The organism is Roseovarius ramblicola, from assembly GCF_042430665.1.
In the GTDB taxonomy this organism is placed as follows: domain Bacteria; phylum Pseudomonadota; class Alphaproteobacteria; order Rhodobacterales; family Rhodobacteraceae; genus Roseovarius; species Roseovarius ramblicola.
The window spans coordinates 66,055-83,619 of record NZ_JBHMEC010000011.1 but is presented as its reverse complement, the minus strand read 5'-3'; the positions used below and the strand labels follow the sequence as shown (position 1 = coordinate 83,619).

Sequence of the window (17,565 nt, the reverse complement as noted above, 5' to 3'; positions counted from 1 at the left end):
AATTTGACGGGCAGGGGCCAACGCCATTTGCGTGTGACACCCACGGCGAAACAGCCCCGCTTCCGGGTGGCCCTGGTTCTGACCGGAAAAACCGCGCGGGCGTCGGTGGCCGCCGCCCGCGCGCGAAACCATCGGTCGCCCGTCAGACGCCCATCCCGACGATGATCATTATCAGCATCAGCGGAATGATGAGCTGGCTGACATCCTGTGATGTCTCGGTGGTCTCGGTGACGATGACCTCCGGCTCGACCACCGGATCGCTGAGCGCCCCGGCGAGCACGGGCGATGCCGCGAATGTGGTGGCGCAGGCGATGGCGCAGACAAGATTTTTCAATGCTTTTCCCCCGATATGGTATTGCGAACCCACCCAAGGTAGGGCGGTGCCGGAGGCGGCGTCAACTGTCCGGTGGAAATGTCGTCGTTTGAGCGTTACGCTGTTGCATGCAGGCACGCTGACCTGACCACAAGGATCGAGGCATTTCATGGCAAGCAAAGCAAGTTCGCGCGGCAGCGCGTCCGACGCGGCCCCCGCACCGCGCAAGCGCGCGGCCACCCCGGCGAGGCCCGCAGCGCCCGCGCCGCGGCCCGTGGTGGTGGAGCAGAGCACGCCCGAGCCGACGCAACCCGACCTCAAGCGGCAGGAATTGCTGGCGCAGGTGGTGGCGCGTTCGGAGGTGAAGAAGAAATACGCCAAGCCGGCGCTCGAGGCGGCGCTGGCCGTCATCGGCGAGGCGCTCGCCGAGGGGCGCGAGCTTAACCTCGCGCCGATGGGCAAGGTCAAGATCAACCGCACCAAGCAGATGGCCAACGGCCGTGTCATCGTCGCCCGCATCCGGCAGAACGCGCCGCGCGACGCAGGCGGCGACACGGCGGATGACAAAGCTGCGAAAGAGGGTGTTGCAGACCCGGCGGAGGGGCGCTAAACAGCGCCTCGGCGGGTGATTAGCTCAGTGGTAGAGCGCTTCGTTCACATCGAAGATGTCAGGAGTTCGAATCTCTTATCACCCACCATTTCCCCTTTCGTGTCCGATGCGCGGCGCGCGCGCCGGACGAGCTGAGCGGGGCAGGACGGGATGTGCAATCTCTATGCCAATGTCACCGCGCAGGAGGAGATGCGGCGGCTGTTCGCCGTCCCGCCCGCGCGGGACCGGCTGGGCAATGCCGCGCCGCAGCCGGCGATCTTTCCGCGCCACGACGCGCCGGTGGTGCGGCTGACGCCGGAGGGCGCGCGCGAGATGCTGGCGATGCAGTGGGGATTCGCCCTGCCGCAGGTCTCGAAGCGGACCGGACGGCCGATCCTGCCCAAGGCCGTGACCAATGCCCGCGATGACCGGCTCGCGGCGTCGCCGTTCTGGCGCGACAGTTTCGAGACACGGCGCTGCCTTGCCCCTGCCTCGGCCTTTTGCGAGCCGAAGGGGCGCGCACCGGCGGTCTATCACTGGTTCGGGCTGACGGCGGAGACGCGCGAGGCGCGCGCGCCCTTCGCGATGGCCGCGATCTGGCGGCGCTGGCGCGGCGAGATGCGCGGCGAGGCGATCGATCTGGAGCAATACGCGATCATCACCACCCGGCCCAACCCGCTGGTGGCGCGCGTCCATCCCGCCCGGATGCCGGTGATCCTCGACCCGGACGCCCACGAAACCTGGCTAACGGGCAGCGCGGAAGCGGCGCAGCGGCTTTTGCGGCCCTATCCCGAGGCGCGCATGCGCGAGCTGCGGCGCGGCGAAGGCGCCAGGGAGGACCGCCCCGGCGCGCCCTGAGGCCGGGCTGCGCAGAGGCCCTTGCGCGCGGTCGGACGCTTGGCTATCAGGCGCGGACAGGGTGATTAGCTCAGTTGGTAGAGCGCTTCGTTTACACCGAAGATGTCGGGAGTTCGAGTCTCTCATCACCCACCACGCTACAGCGTGTCGCGTTCACTCGTATTCATGCGCCGCGCTTGTCGCTTGGGTGATCCTGTCGGCTGAGGCCGGACGTGGCCCGGACTGCTGCATCCGAAGGGGCGGGGGTCGGCTGCGGGCGTGCATATGTCAGGGAGTGCGGCCGGACCCGCCCCGATCCCGCCCCGTCGTTTCGGAGAGGGTGCGTCGCGCGAAGGCGGGTGCCGGTTTTGAGCGTTTCGGAAAAGCGGGAGCAACAGGGCAGAGCGGATCGCGCGAATGCGAATGACTGTTCGCGATACGTTCCGGGAAACGCACCGGGCAGGTCGAATGGTGTGCCTCTCCTCTTCACGTTTGGGCGAGCCGCGTGACGCGGGCGCGGGCGCTGTGGCAGGCTGAGCACAGCCCGGACAAAGGACACGCCATGCCCCGCCTGACACTTCTCGCTGCCCTGTTCGTCCTGCCGGTCGCCCTCGCCGCGCAGGAGGCCCCCGTGCCGGATACGCTTTATACGCTTTCCGCGGACGAGATCCCCGCAACCGAGGCCCCCGAACCCGAACCCGCCATGACCCTGGAGCGGCTCGACGCCGTCATCCGCGCGCTTGACCCGGAGGCGCAGGGCAACGGCAAGGTCTGGCAATTCACCATCGACGGCGTGCAGGTGCTTGTCGTCACCGACGCGCGCGCCGACCGGATGCGCGCCATCGCCCCGGTCGCGCGCAGCGCCGAGGTCACGCCCGAGCAGATGACGCGCATGATGCAGGCGAATTTCGACAGCGCGCTCGACGCCCGCTACGCCATCGCCAGGGACGTGCTGTGGTCGGCCTATATCCACCCGCTCGCAGCCCTGCAAAAGGATCAGCTCATCTCCGGCATCGGCCAGGTGGTCAACCTGGTGCAGAGCTTCGGCACGCTCTATTCCTCGGGCGGGCTGCTCTTTGGCGGTGGCGACAGCGGCGCGTTGCAGCGCGCCCTGATCGACGAGTTGCTCAAGAAGGGCGAGGAAATCTGAGCGTCCCTTGCACGCGGCCCCCGTGCGGTCTACATCTGCCCCAGAGGACATAAGGGAGACAAGCCGATGGCCCTTCTCGCTTCCGATCTCGAGGCGCTCATCCGCGAGGCCCTGCCCGACGCCCGCATAACCGTCGAGGGCGACGACGGCGTGCATTTCGCGGCAGAGGTCGTGGACGAGCGCTTTCGCGGCCTCAACCGCGTGCAGCAGCAGCGCCTCGTCTACGCCGCGCTCAAGGGCAAGATGGACGGGCCGGACGGCGCGATCCATGCGCTCGCGCTGACCACCAAGGCCCCCGGCTGATGTCGGGCGCGGCGATCATCACGGTGCTGTCGGGCCTCGTCCTGTTGCTCGCCGTGCTGCGCGCCGCCCAGGTTCTGCACCACGAGCGCGGCACGCCGCGCGAGACCGGGCGCGGCACCGAGCCGGGCCCCGGCGACAGCATCGTCGAATCGCACTATTCCTCGGGCGTCAGCGGCGGCCAGTCGATGAGCTACCGCATCTCCCGCGACCCGCAAACCTACGCGAAACTCTTCATACCCAAGGACCGCAAGAAATGACCGATGTCACGACCCGCATCCAGCAAACCGTGAGCACCTCCGATGTGGTGCTGTTCATGAAGGGCACGAGGGACATGCCGCAATGCGGCTTCTCCAGCCGCGTGGCCGGGGTGCTCAACTTCATGGGTGTCGATTTCGCCGACGTGAACGTGCTCGCCGATGAGGAAATCCGCCAGGGGATCAAGGATTACTCCGAATGGCCCACCATCCCGCAGCTCTACGTCAAGGGCGAGTTCGTCGGCGGCTGCGACATCATCACCGAGATGACGCTCTCGGGCGAGCTTGACCAGCTTCTCGAACAGAACGGCGTGACCTACGACAAGGCCGCCGCCGAGAAGATCCGCGAAGCCAACGCATGAGCGTGGCCCGCCCCGAACACGACCGCCAGGAAAGCTGATCATGCCCACCAGCGCGCTCGCCTTGCTGATCCTCACCCCGTTCGTCGCCATCTTTGCCTACGCGGCGTGGCACGAATGGCATCGCGTGCGCGAGGACGGGCACAGCAATTACGGCCTCGCCTACGACCCCGAGACCGACAGCACCCACGTCACCCTGCTCGAAGAGGGTGAGACAGGCTACGACCCGGAAACCGAGAGCACAGAGGCCGCCGGCGGGGACGCCGAAGCGGACAGAACGACGTAAGCGGTGGCAGAGAGCCCGCGGCGCGCGTCTCGTGGCATGACGGGATTTCGGCGGCCGTTCGCATGCTGGAACCGGGGCAACGGAACGACCGGTGCCAGCGCGGCCGTCGCATGACCATACGTCCAGGTCTGCACTTTACTCCGCCGCCTGCGCCGCGCCGGCCTCGATCTCGGCGGCGCGTTTTTCGACCTCTTCAACGATGTGGTCGATCATCGCGAGGTTTGACATCTTGTGGCTCGCCTTGCCCGCGAGATACACCATGCCGTGCCCCGCGCCCCCTCCGGTAAACCCGACATCGGTCATCAGTGCCTCGCCGGGGCCGTTGACCACGCAGCCGATGATGCTGAGGCTCATCGGCGTCTTGATATGCGCCAGCCGGTCTTCCAGTTCCGCCACCGTGGCGATCACGTCAAAGCCCTGACGCGCGCAACTCGGGCAGGAGATGATGTTGACGCCGCGATGCCGCAGCCCCAGCGACTTGAGAATCTCGTAGCCGACGCGCACCTCCTCGACCGGGTCGGCCGAGAGGCTCACGCGGACCGTGTCGCCGACCCCCGCCCAGAGCAGGTTGCCAAGGCCGATGGCGCTCTTGATCGTGCCCGAATGCAGCCCGCCCGCCTCGGTGATCCCGAGATGCAGCGGCGCGTCGGTTGCGTCGGCCAATTGCATGTAGGCCGCCGTGGCCATGAACACGTCCGACGCCTTCACGCTGATCTTGAACTCGTGAAAATCATTGTCCTGAAGGATGCGGATATGGTCGAGCCCCGACTCCACCATCGCGTCGGGGCAGGGCTCGCCATACTTGTCGAGCAGGTGCTTTTCGAGGCTGCCGGCATTGACCCCGATGCGCATCGAACAGCCGTGATCGCGCGCCGCCGCGATCACCTCGCGCACGCGCCGCGCGTCGCCGATATTGCCGGGGTTGATGCGCAGGCAGGCCGCGCCCGCCTCCGCCGCCTCGATGCCGCGTTTGTAGTGGAAATGGATGTCGGCCACGATCGGCACGGGGCTTTCGCGCACGATCTCGCGCAGCGCCTTCGACGACGGCTCGTCAGGCACCGAGACGCGCACGATGTCGGCCCCCGCCTCGGCAGCGGCCTGCACCTGGCGAACGGTGGCGGCCACGTCGGTGGTGGGTGTGTTGGTCATGGTCTGAACGGTGATCGGCGCGCCGCCCCCCACCGGGACAGGCCCGACCATGATCTGCCGGGATTGGCGGCGCTCGATATTGCGCCACGGGCGGATGGGATTGTGCGTCATGGCAGGCCCCGCTGCGGTCCGATGCTGTTGCACCAGAGATAGCCCGTCGCGCCGCCCCGGACAACCGGGGCTATTGCTGCGGTTCCTGTGACAGTTCGGCGACGACGCTCTGCAGGTCGTCATCCGCGCCCGGATCGGCCAGCGCATAGCGCCCGGTCAGCGCGTCCGGCGTCAGCGACAGGTCGGCGGTCACCGCGCCGCGCGGGCCTGCCGGGCCGTAATGCTGCCCGTTGACCGCGAAATAGACCGCGCCGGATTCGCCTACCCGGAGGGTCGGCGGCTCCTCGGTGCCCGGCACCTCGTAGGTGTCGCCCGCGTTCATGATCCCCTCGAAGATCACGCTGCCATCGGCGGCGCGCACCCGCACCCATGCCGGTCGGACGGCGACGACCCGCACCTTGTCGCGCGCGCCCTCGACCACCTGTGGCACCGCCGGGGTTTCGTCGGATGCCTGCTGCGCTTCCAGGATCGCGCGCGCGATGGCGCTGTCGCGGTCCGCCGTGCGGCCTGCCTCGGGCGGCGCGGGGCTGCTGAGCGTACCCACCTCGCGCGGATCGAGCATCGAGATCGGCGCATCGCGCGCCACCATCACCGGCACGTCCAGCGCCTTGGGACGGTAGAGCCGGCTCAACCGGTCCTCGCGCGGAGCCACAAAGCCGGCCCGCGCCGTGTCTGCGCTGCCCGCCTGCTCCAGCGGGTCGAGATCGGCCAGCACCAGCGGCGTGTTCTCCACCGGCGCGAGGCGCACCTGCTGCACCTGCCGCAGCACGCTCCAGCCGCCATAGCCGATGGCCCCGATGAGCGCCACCAGCACCAGCGCCGAGCCTATGGCCCCCGGCTCTATGCGCGAAAACACGCTCTCGCGCACCGGGGCAAAGGGCGTGCCCTTGCCCGCCAGCGCATCGCCCGCCGCGGGCCTGGCCCTGGGCGCCAACTTCCGCTCGGGGCGGTAACGCGACGAGGCCTGCTCGGACATGCCGTGCGCAATGGAAAATCCGGATTCCGCGCAGAACGCGGCAAAGGCGCGGTCCGGGTCCATGCCGAGATAGCGCGCGTAAGAGCGCACATAGCCGGGGATGAAGCCGGGGGTGTCGAAAATGGAAGGATCGGCGTTCTCGATCGCGGCCACGTAATTGGCGCGGATGCGCAACTCGCGCTCGACATCCAGAAGCGATTTTCCAAGGGTGGCGCGCTCGCCGCGCATCAGATCACCCAAGCGCAGGTCATACGCATCGAAACCGCGAATATCGGCTTCTTCGATGGTCGTCTCAAGCGTGCGACGGCGACCTATCATACGCCACGAGCCTCTCGCATGTACCTGCCTACGAAGCCGAATTCACGATTCGACGTCAGCCTTTTCTTTATCACACTTTAACACAAGGCAAGGAGCATTGCACGCGCGGGCGGCTCACCCGGTCATTTCGGCGCGATTCAGCGCACATTGGCTCCACAGGGCATCCATTCCGCGCACCAGTGCATCCATCTCGCGCGGGCCGTGCACCGGCGAGGGGGTAAAGCGCAGCCGTTCGGTGCCGCGCGGCACGGTGGGGAAATTGATCGGCTGCACGTAGATGCCATACCCCTCGAGCAGCATGTCGCTGAGCGCCTTGGTATGCACCGGGTCGCCCACGATCACCGGCACGATATGGCTGCCGTGGTCGATGATCGGCAGGCCCAGCGCCTTCAGCCGGGTCTTGAGAATCGTCGCTTGCGTCTGATGCTTCTCGCGCAGCTTCGCGCCCTCGGCGGTCTTGAGAAACGCGACCGAGGCCCGCGCCCCCGCCGCCAGCGCCGGGGCCAGCGAGGTCGAGAAGATGAAGCCCGGCGCGTAGGAGCGTACCGCGTCGCACATCTTCGCGCTTGCGGCGATATAGCCACCCATCACGCCATAGGCCTTGGCCAGTGTGCCGTTGATGATGTCCAGCCGGTGCATCAGACGGTCACGTTCGCAGATGCCGCCGCCGCGCGGGCCGTACATGCCCACCGCGTGCACCTCGTCGATATAGGTCAGCGCGCCGAACTCGTCGGCCAGGTCGCAGATCGCCTCGATCGGGCCGAAATCGCCATCCATCGAATAGACGCTCTCGAACGCGATCAGCTTGGGCGCATCGGGGTCGTCGGCCGCCAGCAACTCGCGCAGATGCGCCACGTCGTTGTGCCGAAAGATACGCTTGGCCCCGCCATTGCGGCGCACGCCCTCGATCATGCTCGCATGGTTGAGCGCATCGGAATAGATAATCAGGCCGGGAAACAGCTTGGGCAGGGTCGAAAGCGTCGCGTCATTGGCGATATAGGCCGAGGTAAAGAGCAGCGCCGCCTCCTTGCCGTGCAGGTCCGCCAGTTCCGCCTCCAGCCGCTTGTGATAGACGGTCGTGCCGGAGATGTTGCGCGTGCCGCCCGATCCCGCGCCGGTGGCGTCGATGGCCTCGTGCATCGCCGTCAGCACCACCGGGTGCTGTCCCATGCCGAGGTAATCGTTGCCGCACCAGACCGTGATCGGCTGCGCCTCGCCATCGGGCCTGCGCCACGTTGCATGTGGAAAGTTGCCGTTTTCGCGCTCGATGTCGATGAAGGTGCGATACCGCCCCTCCTCGTGCAGACGCCCGATCGCCTCATCCAGCCTTGCCGCGTAATCCACTGGCATATCCTTCCCTTCGAGAGCCGCGGGTGCTTTGACCCTCTGCCCGTTATCTAGTCATTTTCCCGCAGCTTGTATACCGCCTCACCGGGATGGGAACAGGCTACAAAACGCCGCGACCCCGTTCCTTGACCTGGGTCAAGCGTCTGGACAGTACCGCCGCGCCTGTTACGTTTCCCGCCAACGGTATCGTCACGCAACCCGAAAGGCCCGGACCCATGACCCTTGACGCAACGCTCGCGCAGATCGACAGCTCCCTCGACGCGGCGCTCGACCGGCTCGCGGGGCTGCTGCGCATCCCCTCCATCTCGACCGATCCGGCCCATGCCGCCGATTGCGACGCCGCCGCCGACTGGCTCGTGGCCGACCTGCAAAGCCTTGGGGCGCGGGCACAAAAGCGCGCCACGCCGGGCCGCCCGATGGTGGTGGGCCATATCGACGGACCCGAGGCGGCCACCGGCCCGCACCTGCTGTTCTACGGCCATTACGACGTACAGCCGGTGGACCCGCCCGACCTGTGGCACACCGATCCCTTCGCCCCCGAGATCCAGGACACGCCCCACGGAAAAGTGATCCGCGCGCGCGGCGCCTCGGACGACAAGGGGCAGCTCATGACCTTCGTCGAGGCGTGCCGCGCTTACAAGGATGTGAACGGCAGCCTGCCCTGCCGGATCACTTTTTTCTTCGAGGGCGAGGAGGAATCGGGCTCGCCGTCGCTGATCCCGTTCCTGCGCGACAACGCCGACGAGCTCTCCGCCGACCTCGCGCTGATCTGCGATACCTCGATGGTGGCCCCCGGCGTGCCGTCCATCGCCTCGCAGCTCCGCGGCATGCTCAAGGACGAGTTCACCATAGAGGGCCCCGCCATCGACCTGCATTCGGGCCATTACGGCGGCCCCGCGCTCAACCCGCTCAGGGAGATTTCCCGCATCATCGCGTCGTTCCATGACGAGACTGGCCGCGTCGCGGTCGAGGGCTTCTACGAGGGTGTGCACGAGGTGCCCGACAACTTGCTGCGGCAATGGGAAAACTGCGGCTTCGACGAGCACGAATACCTCTCCTCGGTCGGCATGACACGGCCGCATGGCGAGGCGGGCTATTCCACGCTGGTGCAGCAATGGGCGCGCCCGACGCTGGAGATCAACGGCCTCTGGGGCGGCTATCAGGGGGCCGGCACCAAGACCGTCATCCCGAGCGAGGCACATTGCAAGCTCACCTGCCGCCTTGTCGGCGACATGGACCCCGACGCGCTGCGCGCGCGCATCCGCAAGCATGTGGAGGATCGCCTCTCGCCCGACGCGAAGATCACCTGGAACCAGGACCTCGACGGATCGCCCGCGGCGGTGATGAACACCGGCCGCCCCGAATTCGAGGCCGCCCGCCAGGCGCTCTCGGACGAATGGGACCGCGAAGCGGTGTTCACCGGCATGGGCGGCTCGATCCCGGTGGCGGGGTTCTTCAAGGACATCCTCGGGCTCGACGCCATGCTCATCGGCTTCGCGCAGGAGGATGACGCCATCCACTCGCCCAACGAGAAATACAACGTGACAAGCTTCCACAAGGGCATCCGAAGCTGGGCGCGGGTGCTCGATGCGCTCGCCAAATGATCCCCGGTTTTTCCAATCACCACATCGGGCCCATCGCCTGCAGCATGGGTGGCGAGGGCCCGCTGCTGCTGCTCCTGCACGGCTTCCCGCAGACCCGCGCGATGTGGGCGCAGATCGCGCCTGTGCTGGCGCAAACCCATACCGTCATCTGCCCCGACCTTCCCGGATACGGGGCCTCGGCCAAGCCGCAGGACCTCGCCGCCTACAGCTTCCGCGCGATGGCGCGCGAGATACTGGCCCTGATGGACAGCCTCGGCCACACCAGCTTTGACCTTGCGGGCCATGACCGGGGTGCGCGCGTCGCGCACCGGCTGGCGCTGGATGCGCCCCACAGGGTGCGGACCGTCACGCTGATGGACATCATCCCCACCCATACCCTGCTGTCGGAATTGCGCTGGCAGGTGGCCCGCGCCTATTACCACTGGTTCTTCCTCGCCCAGCCAGAGCCGTTCCCCGACCGCATGATCGCCGCCGACCCGGACGCCTATTTCACATCCTGCCTGCTGGGCTGGGGCGGGGCGCACCTGTCGGATTTCGACGCGGATCAACTGGCACAGTACCGTGCCGCCTGGCGCGACCCCGATACCATCCGCGGCATGTGCAACGATTACCGCGCCACGCTGGCCCATGACATGGCCGACGACGGCGCCGACGCGGATGCCCGCATCGCCTGCCCCGCGCATATCCTCTACGGCGCAGAGGGCGCGATGGCACAGCACTACGACGTGCCCGCCACATGGGCCCCGCGCTGCACCGACATGCGCGCCAGGGCGATCCCCGGCGGGCATTTCTTTCCCGACACCACCCCCGAGGCCACGCTTGCGGCGCTGCAGGCCATGCTGCGCAACGAGGCGCGGGCATGACCGAACTGCTGATCGTCTGGCACTCCCGCACCGGCGGCAGCCGCAAGATGGCCGAGGCCGCCTTTGCCGCCGCGCAGGAGGAATGCCGAACCACGCTCAAGCCCGCAGACGACGCGACGCCGGATGACCTCCTGCGCGCCGACGGCTACATCTTCTGCGGACCCGAAAACCTGGCGGCCCTCTCGGGCGCGATGAAGGAATTCTTCGACCGCTGCTACTACGAGGTGCTGGGCCGCATCGAGGGGCGGCCTTACGCGCTGATGATCTGCGCAGGCTCGGACGGCAGCAATGCCGTGCGGCAGGCGGCGCGCATCGCCCAGGGCTGGCGGCTCAAACCGGTGCAGGAGCCGATGATCGTGTGCACCCATGCCCAGACGCCCGAGCAGATCCTCGGGCAGAAAACCATCCCCGAGGACGATCTCGCCCAATGCCGCGAGCTTGGCCAGGCGCTGGCCGCGGGGCTGGAGATGGGCGCGTTCTGAGGGGGGAATGGCGCGGTTGACGGGGCTCGAACCCGCGACCTCCGGCGTGACAGGCCGGCACTCTAACCAACTGAGCTACAACCGCGCGTGGCGGACTGATTAGGCAAGCCCCGCGCCCCCGTCAATCCCGAAATCGTCAATTCCGATTTCCCCCGCTTGCGCATTGGCCTGCGCGACGTGAGCGTGACCGCCGCAACCCTGACGCTCCTGACCGTTCTGCTGTGGTTCACCCGATTGCAAATAAAGCGGTACCTCGCGGAACGGAATGTGGTGCTCGACTCCCGCGAACGGCGGTCACTGCGGCGACCTCCAGGATTCTGTCCAGGCAGGCATCGGGTATATGCGTAGGCCGGGGTCGCCCGGCGCTCCTTCCCGTCACCGTTACCCCGCCCTTGCCCCACCGCACGCGGCGTTGATCGGGCGCGGGGGCGGGTTCGGCACCGACGCGATACCGACGTAATGCCGACGCGATACAGAGCAGGAAAATCCGGCGATTCCAGCGCGTTAACCAACGATTCGCGCGGCGGCGCGTGGCGACGGCTCGACACGGGGGGGAACATGCAGCGTGGCGCGGTTGACGGGGCTCGAACCCGCGACCTCCGGCGTGACAGGCCGGCACTCTAACCAACTGAGCTACAACCGCCCGCTGCCTGCCCGGTCGCCCGGGCGTGTCGCGCTTCTAAGCGCCGCCCGCGCCCGCGTCAAGCGGCTTTGGCACGGCAAATCGCGGTTTTCACAAGCGGTCGGCATGCGGCAGGAATGGTGGGTGATCTTCCCCTGCCGGGGATAAACCACCGACGCCCGGCCGGTCCGCGCACACCCGATTTTCCCACAGGCTCCGCGTCGTGCAGGTCACCGGATACCGGTGCACGGTGTTGCGACGTCCGATGCCCGTACCCCTCCGCCAGATCATCCGCCGGACCTGCGATGAACCGGGCGTGCGCATCACGCGCGCCGTGCTGGCGCGGGGTCATGTCCACATGTTCCTCTTGATCCCGCCGAAACTGTCGCTGTCGGACGACATGCAGCGGATCACGGGGCGCCCGTCGCAGCGCATCCGGATGGAGTTCCCCGAGCCGCGCAAACGCTACCGGGGCAGGCGCTCTTGGGCGCGGGGGCTTGGCTAGCGGAAGTAGTAAATGCCGTGTCTTGAGGTGCTTAGGTAAGATGACAGCATCATAGGGTGTGTGTCCCACTTTGTGTCACACCCGACCGTCCAGCCGCTAACCCTCTGATTTAGATATAAATGGAGGCGAGTACCGGAATCGAACCGGTGTACACGGATTTGCAATCCGCTGCGTCACCACTCCGCCAACTCGCCTGTGTGGTGAAGTGTCGGTTATCCGATCCGCTCGCGCAGTGCAAGGGGCGGCGCGGTGTTTTGCCCGCGGGCGTGCTGGGAGATTGCCGCCACCCGGCAGATGTGTCAGAACCTCAGACATGGCCCTATCCAGACGAGAGTTCTGCCGATGACCGATTTCGCCGCTCGCCGCACCATGATGGTGGACACGCAGGTCCGCCCCTCCGACGTCACCAAGTTTCCGATCATCGATGCCATGCTGCGCGTCCCGCGCGAGGCCTTCGTGCCGGAGAGGCTGCGCGAGGTCGCCTATCTGGGCGAGAATCTCGATCTCGGGGGCGGGCGCGCCGTGCTGGCACCGCGCACGCTGGCCAAGATGCTCGACGCGCTCGATATCGAGGGCGACGACCTGGTGCTCGATATCGGGCCGGGCCACGGCTATTCGGCGGCGGTGATCGCGCGGCTCGCGGAGGCTGTGGTGGGCGTCGAGGACGACGCCGCGCTGGTCGAGGAGGCGCAGCGCGCGCTGGGCGAGGCGGGTGCCGACAACGTGGTGATGACCGAGGGCGCGCTCTCCGGGGGCGCGCCGGATCACGGCCCCTATGATGCGATTCTCGTCGAGGGCGCGGTGGAACATCTGCCCGGGGCGATCATCGATCAGCTCAAGGAAGGCGGGCGCATCGGCTGCATGTTCGTCGAGGGAGCCCTCGGCGTGGTACGCATCGGCTACAAGATCGACGGTCACATGAACTGGCGCTTTGCGTTCAATGCGGGGGCGCCGGTGCTGCCCGGCTTCGAGCGGCACGCGGCGTTCACGCTGTGACAGGGCGCGGCGGGAGGCATCCGGCATGACGCTGAGGCGGGTATTGCTCTGGACCTGCGGCGTGGTGCTGGGCGCGGCTGTACTGGCCGGGCCTGCCCGCGCCGAAACGCTCGCCGACGCGCTCGCCGACGCCTATGTCAACAGCGGGCTGCTGGAGCAGAACCGCGCGCTGTTGCGCGCCGCCGATGAGGATGTCGCACAGGCGGTGGCCAATCTGCGGCCGATCATCGACTGGACGGCGGATATCCGGCGCGATTTCTCGCGGGTGCGCAGCGCGGGGATCACGCGCACCGCCACCGATACGACCGGCAATCTCGGTATTGTCGGCAGCCTGCTGCTCTATGATTTCGGGCGTAGCGATTTCCTGACCGAGGCCGCGAAGGAGACAGTGCTGGCCACCCGTGAAACCCTGCGCAGCGTCGAGCAGGCGGTGCTGCTGACTGCGGTGCAGGCCTATATGAACGTGATCCGCAACCGCGAGTTCGTTTCGTTGAGGCGCAACAACCTGCGGCTTCTGCAAGAGGAACTGCGCGCCGCGCGCGACCGGTTCGAGGTGGGCGAGGTGACGCGCACGGACGTGGCGCAGGCCGAGGCGGCGGTGGCACTGGCGCAGAGCGGGCTGGCGGTGGCGGAGGGCGATCTCGCGCGCGCCATCGAGGAGTTTCGCGAGGCGGTGGGGCGGGCACCCGGCGATCTGCGCGCGCCCGGTGACCTGACGCATCTCGGCGGCGATGTGGCGGCGGCGAAGGCGGCGGCGATGCAGCGCCACCCCGACATCCTCGAGGCGCAGCGCAATGTCACGGCGGCGGGGCTCAACCTGCGGGCCGCGGCGGCGGCAAGGCGGCCGACGCTGAGCCTCACCGGGCGGCTGAGCGACGGCGAGGACCTGAGCGGCTCGGATTTCTCGCGCTCGGGCAGTGTGGCGCTGGAGTTGCGTGGGCCGATCTATCAGGGTGGACGGCTGACCTCGCTGGAGCGGCAGGCGCGGGCGCAACGCGATCAGCGGCTGGCGCAGCTTCATCTCGCCGGACTGCAGGTGAAGCAGGACGTGGGCAACGCCTTTGCCAACCTGCGCGCCGCGCGCGCCGGGCGCGAGGCCAACCGCGAGGCGGTGCGCGCCGCGCGCGTGGCCTTCGAGGGCACCCGCGAGGAGGCCAAGCTGGGCGCGCGCACCACGCTCGACGTGCTCGATGCCGAGCAGGACCTGCTCGATGCCGAGGCCAACCTGATCTCGGCCAATGCCGATGTGGTGATCGCGGCCTACTCGGTGCTGGCGTCGCTGGGTGATCTGACGGCGCGCGACCTCGGTCTTACGGTCCAGACTTACGATCCGGCGGCGTATTATGACCTGGTGAAGGATGCGCCGGTGCCGTCGAGCCCGCGGGGCCGCAAGCTCGACCGGGTGCTGCGCGCGCTGGGAAAGAACTGAAAACTTTCCGAACAGGTTGTGCGAAAACAACCACGCGGGTAAACTGAAATCGAGGCAAAAGTGGTGACAGGCATGTCTGACCCGGTCGCAAATGTGGATATCGAGGACGTTCTGTCGTCGATTCGCCGACTCGTGTCGAACGGGTCGGAGAAAGACGGCGGCACATCGCGCACAAAGCCCGAGGACGAGCGGCTGGTTTTGACACCGTCGCAGAGGGTGGATGAGTCTGACCCCGCTCCGGCGGATGAGTGCGTGCCGACAGAAGGCGCGACGGTCGGGGCGGTCGGTGTAACCGAGGCGCATCCACCCGAGATCGACCCGGCGCCGGTGCCCGGGTCCGACCGCGGAGGGGACGGTCCCGCTGACATCGCCGGAAAAGAACACGGAGAAGAACAAGGGGACGAACACGGGGACGCGGAAACCGGCGCTGGACCGTCCCCCGAGACGGAGGACGAGGCGACGCTCGTGCCGCTGTCACCGGAATTGCCCGACGTGGAGGGCGACGCCGGGCCCGATACGCCTGGCCCCGTAGGGTCGAAGAGCGCGCGCGGCACCGGCGCGGCGGACCAGACCGGTTCCGATGCAGAAATCGATGCCGGGGATGCCGAAGAGGATCCCGCGCTCGAAGGGATCGCAGCGATGTTCGCGCGGCACGAATCTGCCGCGCCGAGCGCGTGGGAACCCGACGGCGATGACGAGGACGCCTTTGCCGATGGTGCATCCTCACCGGCGCTGGACTGGCGCGATCTGGATGCGACCGTCGAGGCGGACGGGGACGCCCCGGACATGGCCGGGACGGATCACGGTGGAGGGCGGGGCACGGATGACCAACGCCGCGCCCCTCTGCGCGACCAGGACGCCGGGGCGCATCCGGATCAGGAAAACGCCTTTGCCGTCGATGACGAGGCCGTGCTCGACGAGGCAGCGCTGCGCGATCTCGTGGCCGAGATCGTGCGCGAGGAGCTCATGGGCACGCTGGGCGAGCGGATCACCCGCAACGTGCGCAAGCTGGTGCGCCGCGAGATACACCGCGCCCTCAATTCTCAGGATTTCGACTGATCCTTGGGCGGGATCACCGGCTCTGAGGCGAGCGACAGCAGCCGATCCACGTCGAGATACATCTCCAGATGCCGGGCGAGCGCGTCGAGCGTGGCATCGACCGCATCGTCATACAGCAAATCCGATACCGCGCCGAGTTCTGCCAGGTAAGCGGCGCGAAACGCGTCCTCGGCGAAAAGCCCGTGCAGGTAGGTGCCCTGAACCCGCCCGTCGGGCGATTGCGCGCCCTCGCGCCGGTCGCCCACGCGCAGCCAGCCGCGTTCGCAATCGGGACCGGCGGTTTCGCCCAGATGGATTTCGTAGCCGCGCACCGGCGTGCCCGATGGTTCGTGCCGCGCCTCGGTGAGGCCCAGACGCTTGCGCGGTTGCAGGACTGTTTCGACATCGAGATGGCCCAGCCCCTCGACCGCACCGGGCGGGCCCTCGATCCCGTCGGGATCGGCGATGCGGCGGCCCAGCATCTGGTAGCCGCCGCAAACGCCCAGCACCCCGCCCCTGCGCCGGACATGCGCGGCCAGGTCGATATCCCAGCCATTGGCGCGGAAATCCTCCAGATCGGCGATGGTGGATTTGCTGCCCGCGAGCAGGATCAGGTCGGCATCGGCGGGCAGGGGGCGGCCCGGCGGGACGATGTCGAGCGTGACGCCCGGCTCTCCCGCAAGCGGTGTCAGATCGTCGAAATTGGCGATGCGGCCAAGCTGAGGCACGGCGATATGGCAGGCCCCGCCCCGCGATGAGGCGAGATCCTGCACGTCCTCGGGTGGCAGGCGCCAGGCGTGCTCGAACCACGGCACCACGCCGAGCGAGGGCCAGCCGGTGCGCGCGGCGATGGCGTGCTCGCCGTCCGAGAAAAGCGCGATCTCACCTCGGAACTTGTTGACCGCGAAGCCCCGGATCATCGCGGCGTCATCGGGATCGAGCACCGCCTGCGTGCCGACGATCTGCGCGATCACCCCGCCACGGTCGATATCGCCCACTAGGATCACCGGCACGTCGGCGGCGCGGGCAAAGCCCATATTGGCGATGTCACCGGCGCGCAGGTTGATCTCGGCGGGGCTGCCCGCGCCCTCCACGATGATCAGGTCGGCGCCACGCCCAAGGCGGGCGAAACTGTCGAGAACGGCGCCCATCAGGCGCGGTTTTTCCTGTGTGTAGCCGCTCGCGCCGAGACGCCCCACCGGGTGGCCCTGCACGATAACCTGTGCGCCGTGCGCGCCCTCGGGCTTGAGCAGCACGGGGTTCATGTCGGTCAGGGGGGTGCATCCCGCCGCGCGGGCCTGGAGCGCCTGCGCGCGCCCGATCTCGCCGCCATCCCCGGTCACGGCGGCGTTGTTGGACATGTTCTGCGGCTTGAACGGCGCGACGTTGATCCCGCGTCGCAGGCAGGCGCGCGCCAGCCCCGCCACCAAGAGCGACTTGCCGACATTCGAGCCGGCCCCCTGGATCATGATCGCGTGCGTCATGCGGCCATCCCCGCCTGCGGGAAAGCAAAGGCCCCGCCGCGTGCGACGGGGCCGGATCGGCGATCTTGCGCGGTAGCGCTCAGGCGGCTTCGGCCTGCGCGGCGGCGTGGCGGCGCTCGCTTTCCTCGCGCGACAGCGCGACCGAGGTGCGCACACCCTTGGAGACGAATTCCATCAGCCCCTCGACCACCCGCTCGTTGGGATCGACACCCGCGCAGGACAGCACTTCGCGCCCGTCGCGCGAGCGCGCCCAGCGGGCGATCTGCTCGGGGCCATTGCCGTATTTCTTGTCATCGGCGATGGCGTCGTCGAGCGCGGCCAGAACCACGGCCGCAAAGAGTTTACGCGCACGGTTGCCCTGTTCGGCGTTGAAAGCCGTGCCGTCAACGAAATCCTTCATGCTTCGTCCTGTTCTTATTGCTCTTGCGTTTCGGGCGTGACGGCGGTTATGACGCGTTTTGATCGATTCGGATAGAGCATATATGCATAGCATGTATGCAATAGGCGCATGGCTGGCGCTGTCCTGAAACGAAATATGGGTGTCTTGCCC

Annotated in this window: 19 protein-coding genes, 5 tRNA genes and 1 pseudogene; 16 read left to right on the top strand and 9 right to left on the bottom strand. The window is 67.7% G+C overall.

Going from position 1 to position 17,565, the window contains the following annotated elements; translation table 11 throughout:
• Positions 1–142 precede the first annotated feature (142 nt).
• Positions 143–484: a hypothetical protein gene (locus tag ACFFU4_RS07590; protein WP_377068681.1), complete on the bottom strand. Its 342-nt coding sequence runs from the start codon at positions 482–484 to the stop codon at positions 143–145.
• Between ACFFU4_RS07590 and ACFFU4_RS07585 the strand changes: the two genes are divergently transcribed.
• The 9 genes from ACFFU4_RS07585 (at position 483) to ACFFU4_RS07545 (ending at position 4,091) form a co-directional block, all read left to right on the top strand.
• Positions 483–923: an HU family DNA-binding protein gene (locus ACFFU4_RS07585; RefSeq protein WP_377068679.1), complete on the top strand. Its 441-nt coding sequence runs from the start codon at positions 483–485 to the stop codon at positions 921–923. The genes ACFFU4_RS07590 and ACFFU4_RS07585 overlap by 2 nt on opposite strands.
• A 13-nt stretch (positions 924–936) precedes the next feature.
• A tRNA-Val gene (locus ACFFU4_RS07580) sits at positions 937–1,011 on the top strand.
• A 62-nt stretch (positions 1,012–1,073) separates the two neighbouring features.
• The gene (locus tag ACFFU4_RS07575; protein ID WP_377068677.1) at positions 1,074–1,760 is read left to right on the top strand and encodes an SOS response-associated peptidase; all 687 of its coding nucleotides are present in this window, start codon (positions 1,074–1,076) and stop codon (positions 1,758–1,760) included.
• Between the two features lie 59 nt (positions 1,761–1,819).
• Positions 1,820–1,895 (top strand) — tRNA-Val (locus ACFFU4_RS07570).
• 406 nt (positions 1,896–2,301) lie between these two features.
• Complete coding sequence (locus ACFFU4_RS07565) at positions 2,302–2,889, top strand: type III secretion system chaperone (protein WP_377068675.1); 588 nt, start codon at positions 2,302–2,304, stop codon at positions 2,887–2,889.
• A gap of 66 nt (positions 2,890–2,955) precedes the next feature.
• The gene (locus tag ACFFU4_RS07560; protein WP_377068673.1) at positions 2,956–3,192 is read left to right on the top strand and encodes a BolA family protein; all 237 of its coding nucleotides are present in this window, start codon (positions 2,956–2,958) and stop codon (positions 3,190–3,192) included.
• Positions 3,192–3,449, top strand: coding sequence for a hypothetical protein (locus ACFFU4_RS07555; RefSeq protein WP_377068671.1), 258 nt, complete (start codon positions 3,192–3,194; stop codon positions 3,447–3,449). Before ACFFU4_RS07560 ends, ACFFU4_RS07555 begins: the two co-directional genes overlap by 1 nt.
• On the top strand, positions 3,446–3,808 hold the full coding sequence (grxD, locus tag ACFFU4_RS07550; protein WP_377068669.1) for a Grx4 family monothiol glutaredoxin: 363 nt from the start codon (positions 3,446–3,448) through the stop codon (positions 3,806–3,808). Before ACFFU4_RS07555 ends, grxD begins: the two co-directional genes overlap by 4 nt.
• A gap of 40 nt (positions 3,809–3,848) precedes the next feature.
• Positions 3,849–4,091: a hypothetical protein gene (locus tag ACFFU4_RS07545; RefSeq protein ID WP_377068667.1), complete on the top strand. Its 243-nt coding sequence runs from the start codon at positions 3,849–3,851 to the stop codon at positions 4,089–4,091.
• A gap of 135 nt (positions 4,092–4,226) precedes the next feature.
• Here ACFFU4_RS07545 and ispG read toward each other — a convergent pair whose 3' ends face one another.
• The 3 genes from ispG to hemA form a co-directional block, all read right to left on the bottom strand.
• On the bottom strand, positions 4,227–5,351 hold the full coding sequence (gene ispG, locus ACFFU4_RS07540) for a flavodoxin-dependent (E)-4-hydroxy-3-methylbut-2-enyl-diphosphate synthase (RefSeq protein ID WP_377068665.1): 1,125 nt from the start codon (positions 5,349–5,351) through the stop codon (positions 4,227–4,229).
• A 70-nt stretch (positions 5,352–5,421) separates the two neighbouring features.
• On the bottom strand, positions 5,422–6,645 hold the full coding sequence (locus ACFFU4_RS07535; protein WP_377068663.1) for a RodZ domain-containing protein: 1,224 nt from the start codon (positions 6,643–6,645) through the stop codon (positions 5,422–5,424).
• 114 nt (positions 6,646–6,759) lie between these two features.
• On the bottom strand, positions 6,760–7,989 hold the full coding sequence (gene hemA, locus ACFFU4_RS07530; RefSeq protein ID WP_377068779.1) for a 5-aminolevulinate synthase: 1,230 nt from the start codon (positions 7,987–7,989) through the stop codon (positions 6,760–6,762).
• A gap of 218 nt (positions 7,990–8,207) precedes the next feature.
• On the opposite strand from hemA, the gene ACFFU4_RS07525 reads away from it, so the two are divergent.
• Genes ACFFU4_RS07525 through ACFFU4_RS07515 form a run of 3 tightly spaced genes read left to right on the top strand, consistent with a single transcriptional unit; the run spans position 8,208 to position 10,941 of the window.
• Entirely contained in the window at positions 8,208–9,596 is a 1,389-nt protein-coding gene (locus tag ACFFU4_RS07525) for a M20/M25/M40 family metallo-hydrolase (RefSeq protein WP_377068661.1), read from the top strand.
• Positions 9,597–9,640: 44 nt separating this feature from the next.
• Positions 9,641–10,459: an alpha/beta fold hydrolase gene (locus ACFFU4_RS07520; RefSeq protein ID WP_377068659.1), complete on the top strand. Its 819-nt coding sequence runs from the start codon at positions 9,641–9,643 to the stop codon at positions 10,457–10,459.
• Complete coding sequence (locus ACFFU4_RS07515; RefSeq protein WP_377068657.1) at positions 10,456–10,941, top strand: flavodoxin family protein; 486 nt, start codon at positions 10,456–10,458, stop codon at positions 10,939–10,941. The genes ACFFU4_RS07520 and ACFFU4_RS07515 overlap by 4 nt, the downstream gene beginning before the upstream one ends.
• A gap of 8 nt (positions 10,942–10,949) precedes the next feature.
• Here the strand turns inward: ACFFU4_RS07515 and ACFFU4_RS07510 are convergent.
• Both ACFFU4_RS07510 and ACFFU4_RS07505 read right to left on the bottom strand, forming a co-directional pair.
• Positions 10,950–11,026: transfer RNA gene (locus ACFFU4_RS07510), tRNA-Asp, on the bottom strand.
• Positions 11,027–11,507: 481 nt separating this feature from the next.
• Positions 11,508–11,584, bottom strand: a tRNA-Asp gene (locus tag ACFFU4_RS07505).
• A gap of 178 nt (positions 11,585–11,762) precedes the next feature.
• Here ACFFU4_RS07505 and tnpA point away from each other — a divergent pair.
• Positions 11,763–12,068, top strand: a pseudogene (tnpA, locus tag ACFFU4_RS07500) (IS200/IS605 family transposase); the annotation flags it as partial.
• A 120-nt stretch (positions 12,069–12,188) separates the two neighbouring features.
• Here tnpA and ACFFU4_RS07495 read toward each other — a convergent pair.
• A tRNA-Cys gene (locus ACFFU4_RS07495) sits at positions 12,189–12,262 on the bottom strand.
• Between the two features lie 148 nt (positions 12,263–12,410).
• On the opposite strand from ACFFU4_RS07495, the gene ACFFU4_RS07490 reads away from it, so the two are divergent.
• The 3 genes from ACFFU4_RS07490 (at position 12,411) to ACFFU4_RS07480 (ending at position 15,552) form a co-directional block, all read left to right on the top strand.
• Positions 12,411–13,064 (top strand): protein-L-isoaspartate O-methyltransferase family protein, encoded by a 654-nt coding sequence (locus tag ACFFU4_RS07490; protein WP_377068655.1) that lies wholly within the window; start codon positions 12,411–12,413, stop codon positions 13,062–13,064.
• A gap of 25 nt (positions 13,065–13,089) precedes the next feature.
• A complete protein-coding gene (locus ACFFU4_RS07485; RefSeq protein WP_377068653.1) occupies positions 13,090–14,493 on the top strand; it encodes a TolC family outer membrane protein in 1,404 nt (467 codons plus the stop codon).
• A gap of 72 nt (positions 14,494–14,565) precedes the next feature.
• Positions 14,566–15,552 (top strand): hypothetical protein, encoded by a 987-nt coding sequence (locus ACFFU4_RS07480; RefSeq protein WP_377068651.1) that lies wholly within the window; start codon positions 14,566–14,568, stop codon positions 15,550–15,552.
• Here ACFFU4_RS07480 and ACFFU4_RS07475 read toward each other — a convergent pair.
• A complete protein-coding gene (locus tag ACFFU4_RS07475) occupies positions 15,537–17,015 on the bottom strand; it encodes a cobyric acid synthase (protein WP_377068649.1) in 1,479 nt (492 codons plus the stop codon). The genes ACFFU4_RS07480 and ACFFU4_RS07475 overlap by 16 nt on opposite strands.
• Positions 17,016–17,094: 79 nt before the next feature.
• The gene (locus ACFFU4_RS07470) at positions 17,095–17,415 is read right to left on the bottom strand and encodes a DUF6280 family protein (RefSeq protein WP_377068647.1); all 321 of its coding nucleotides are present in this window, start codon (positions 17,413–17,415) and stop codon (positions 17,095–17,097) included.
• Positions 17,416–17,565: the final 150 nt, after the last annotated feature.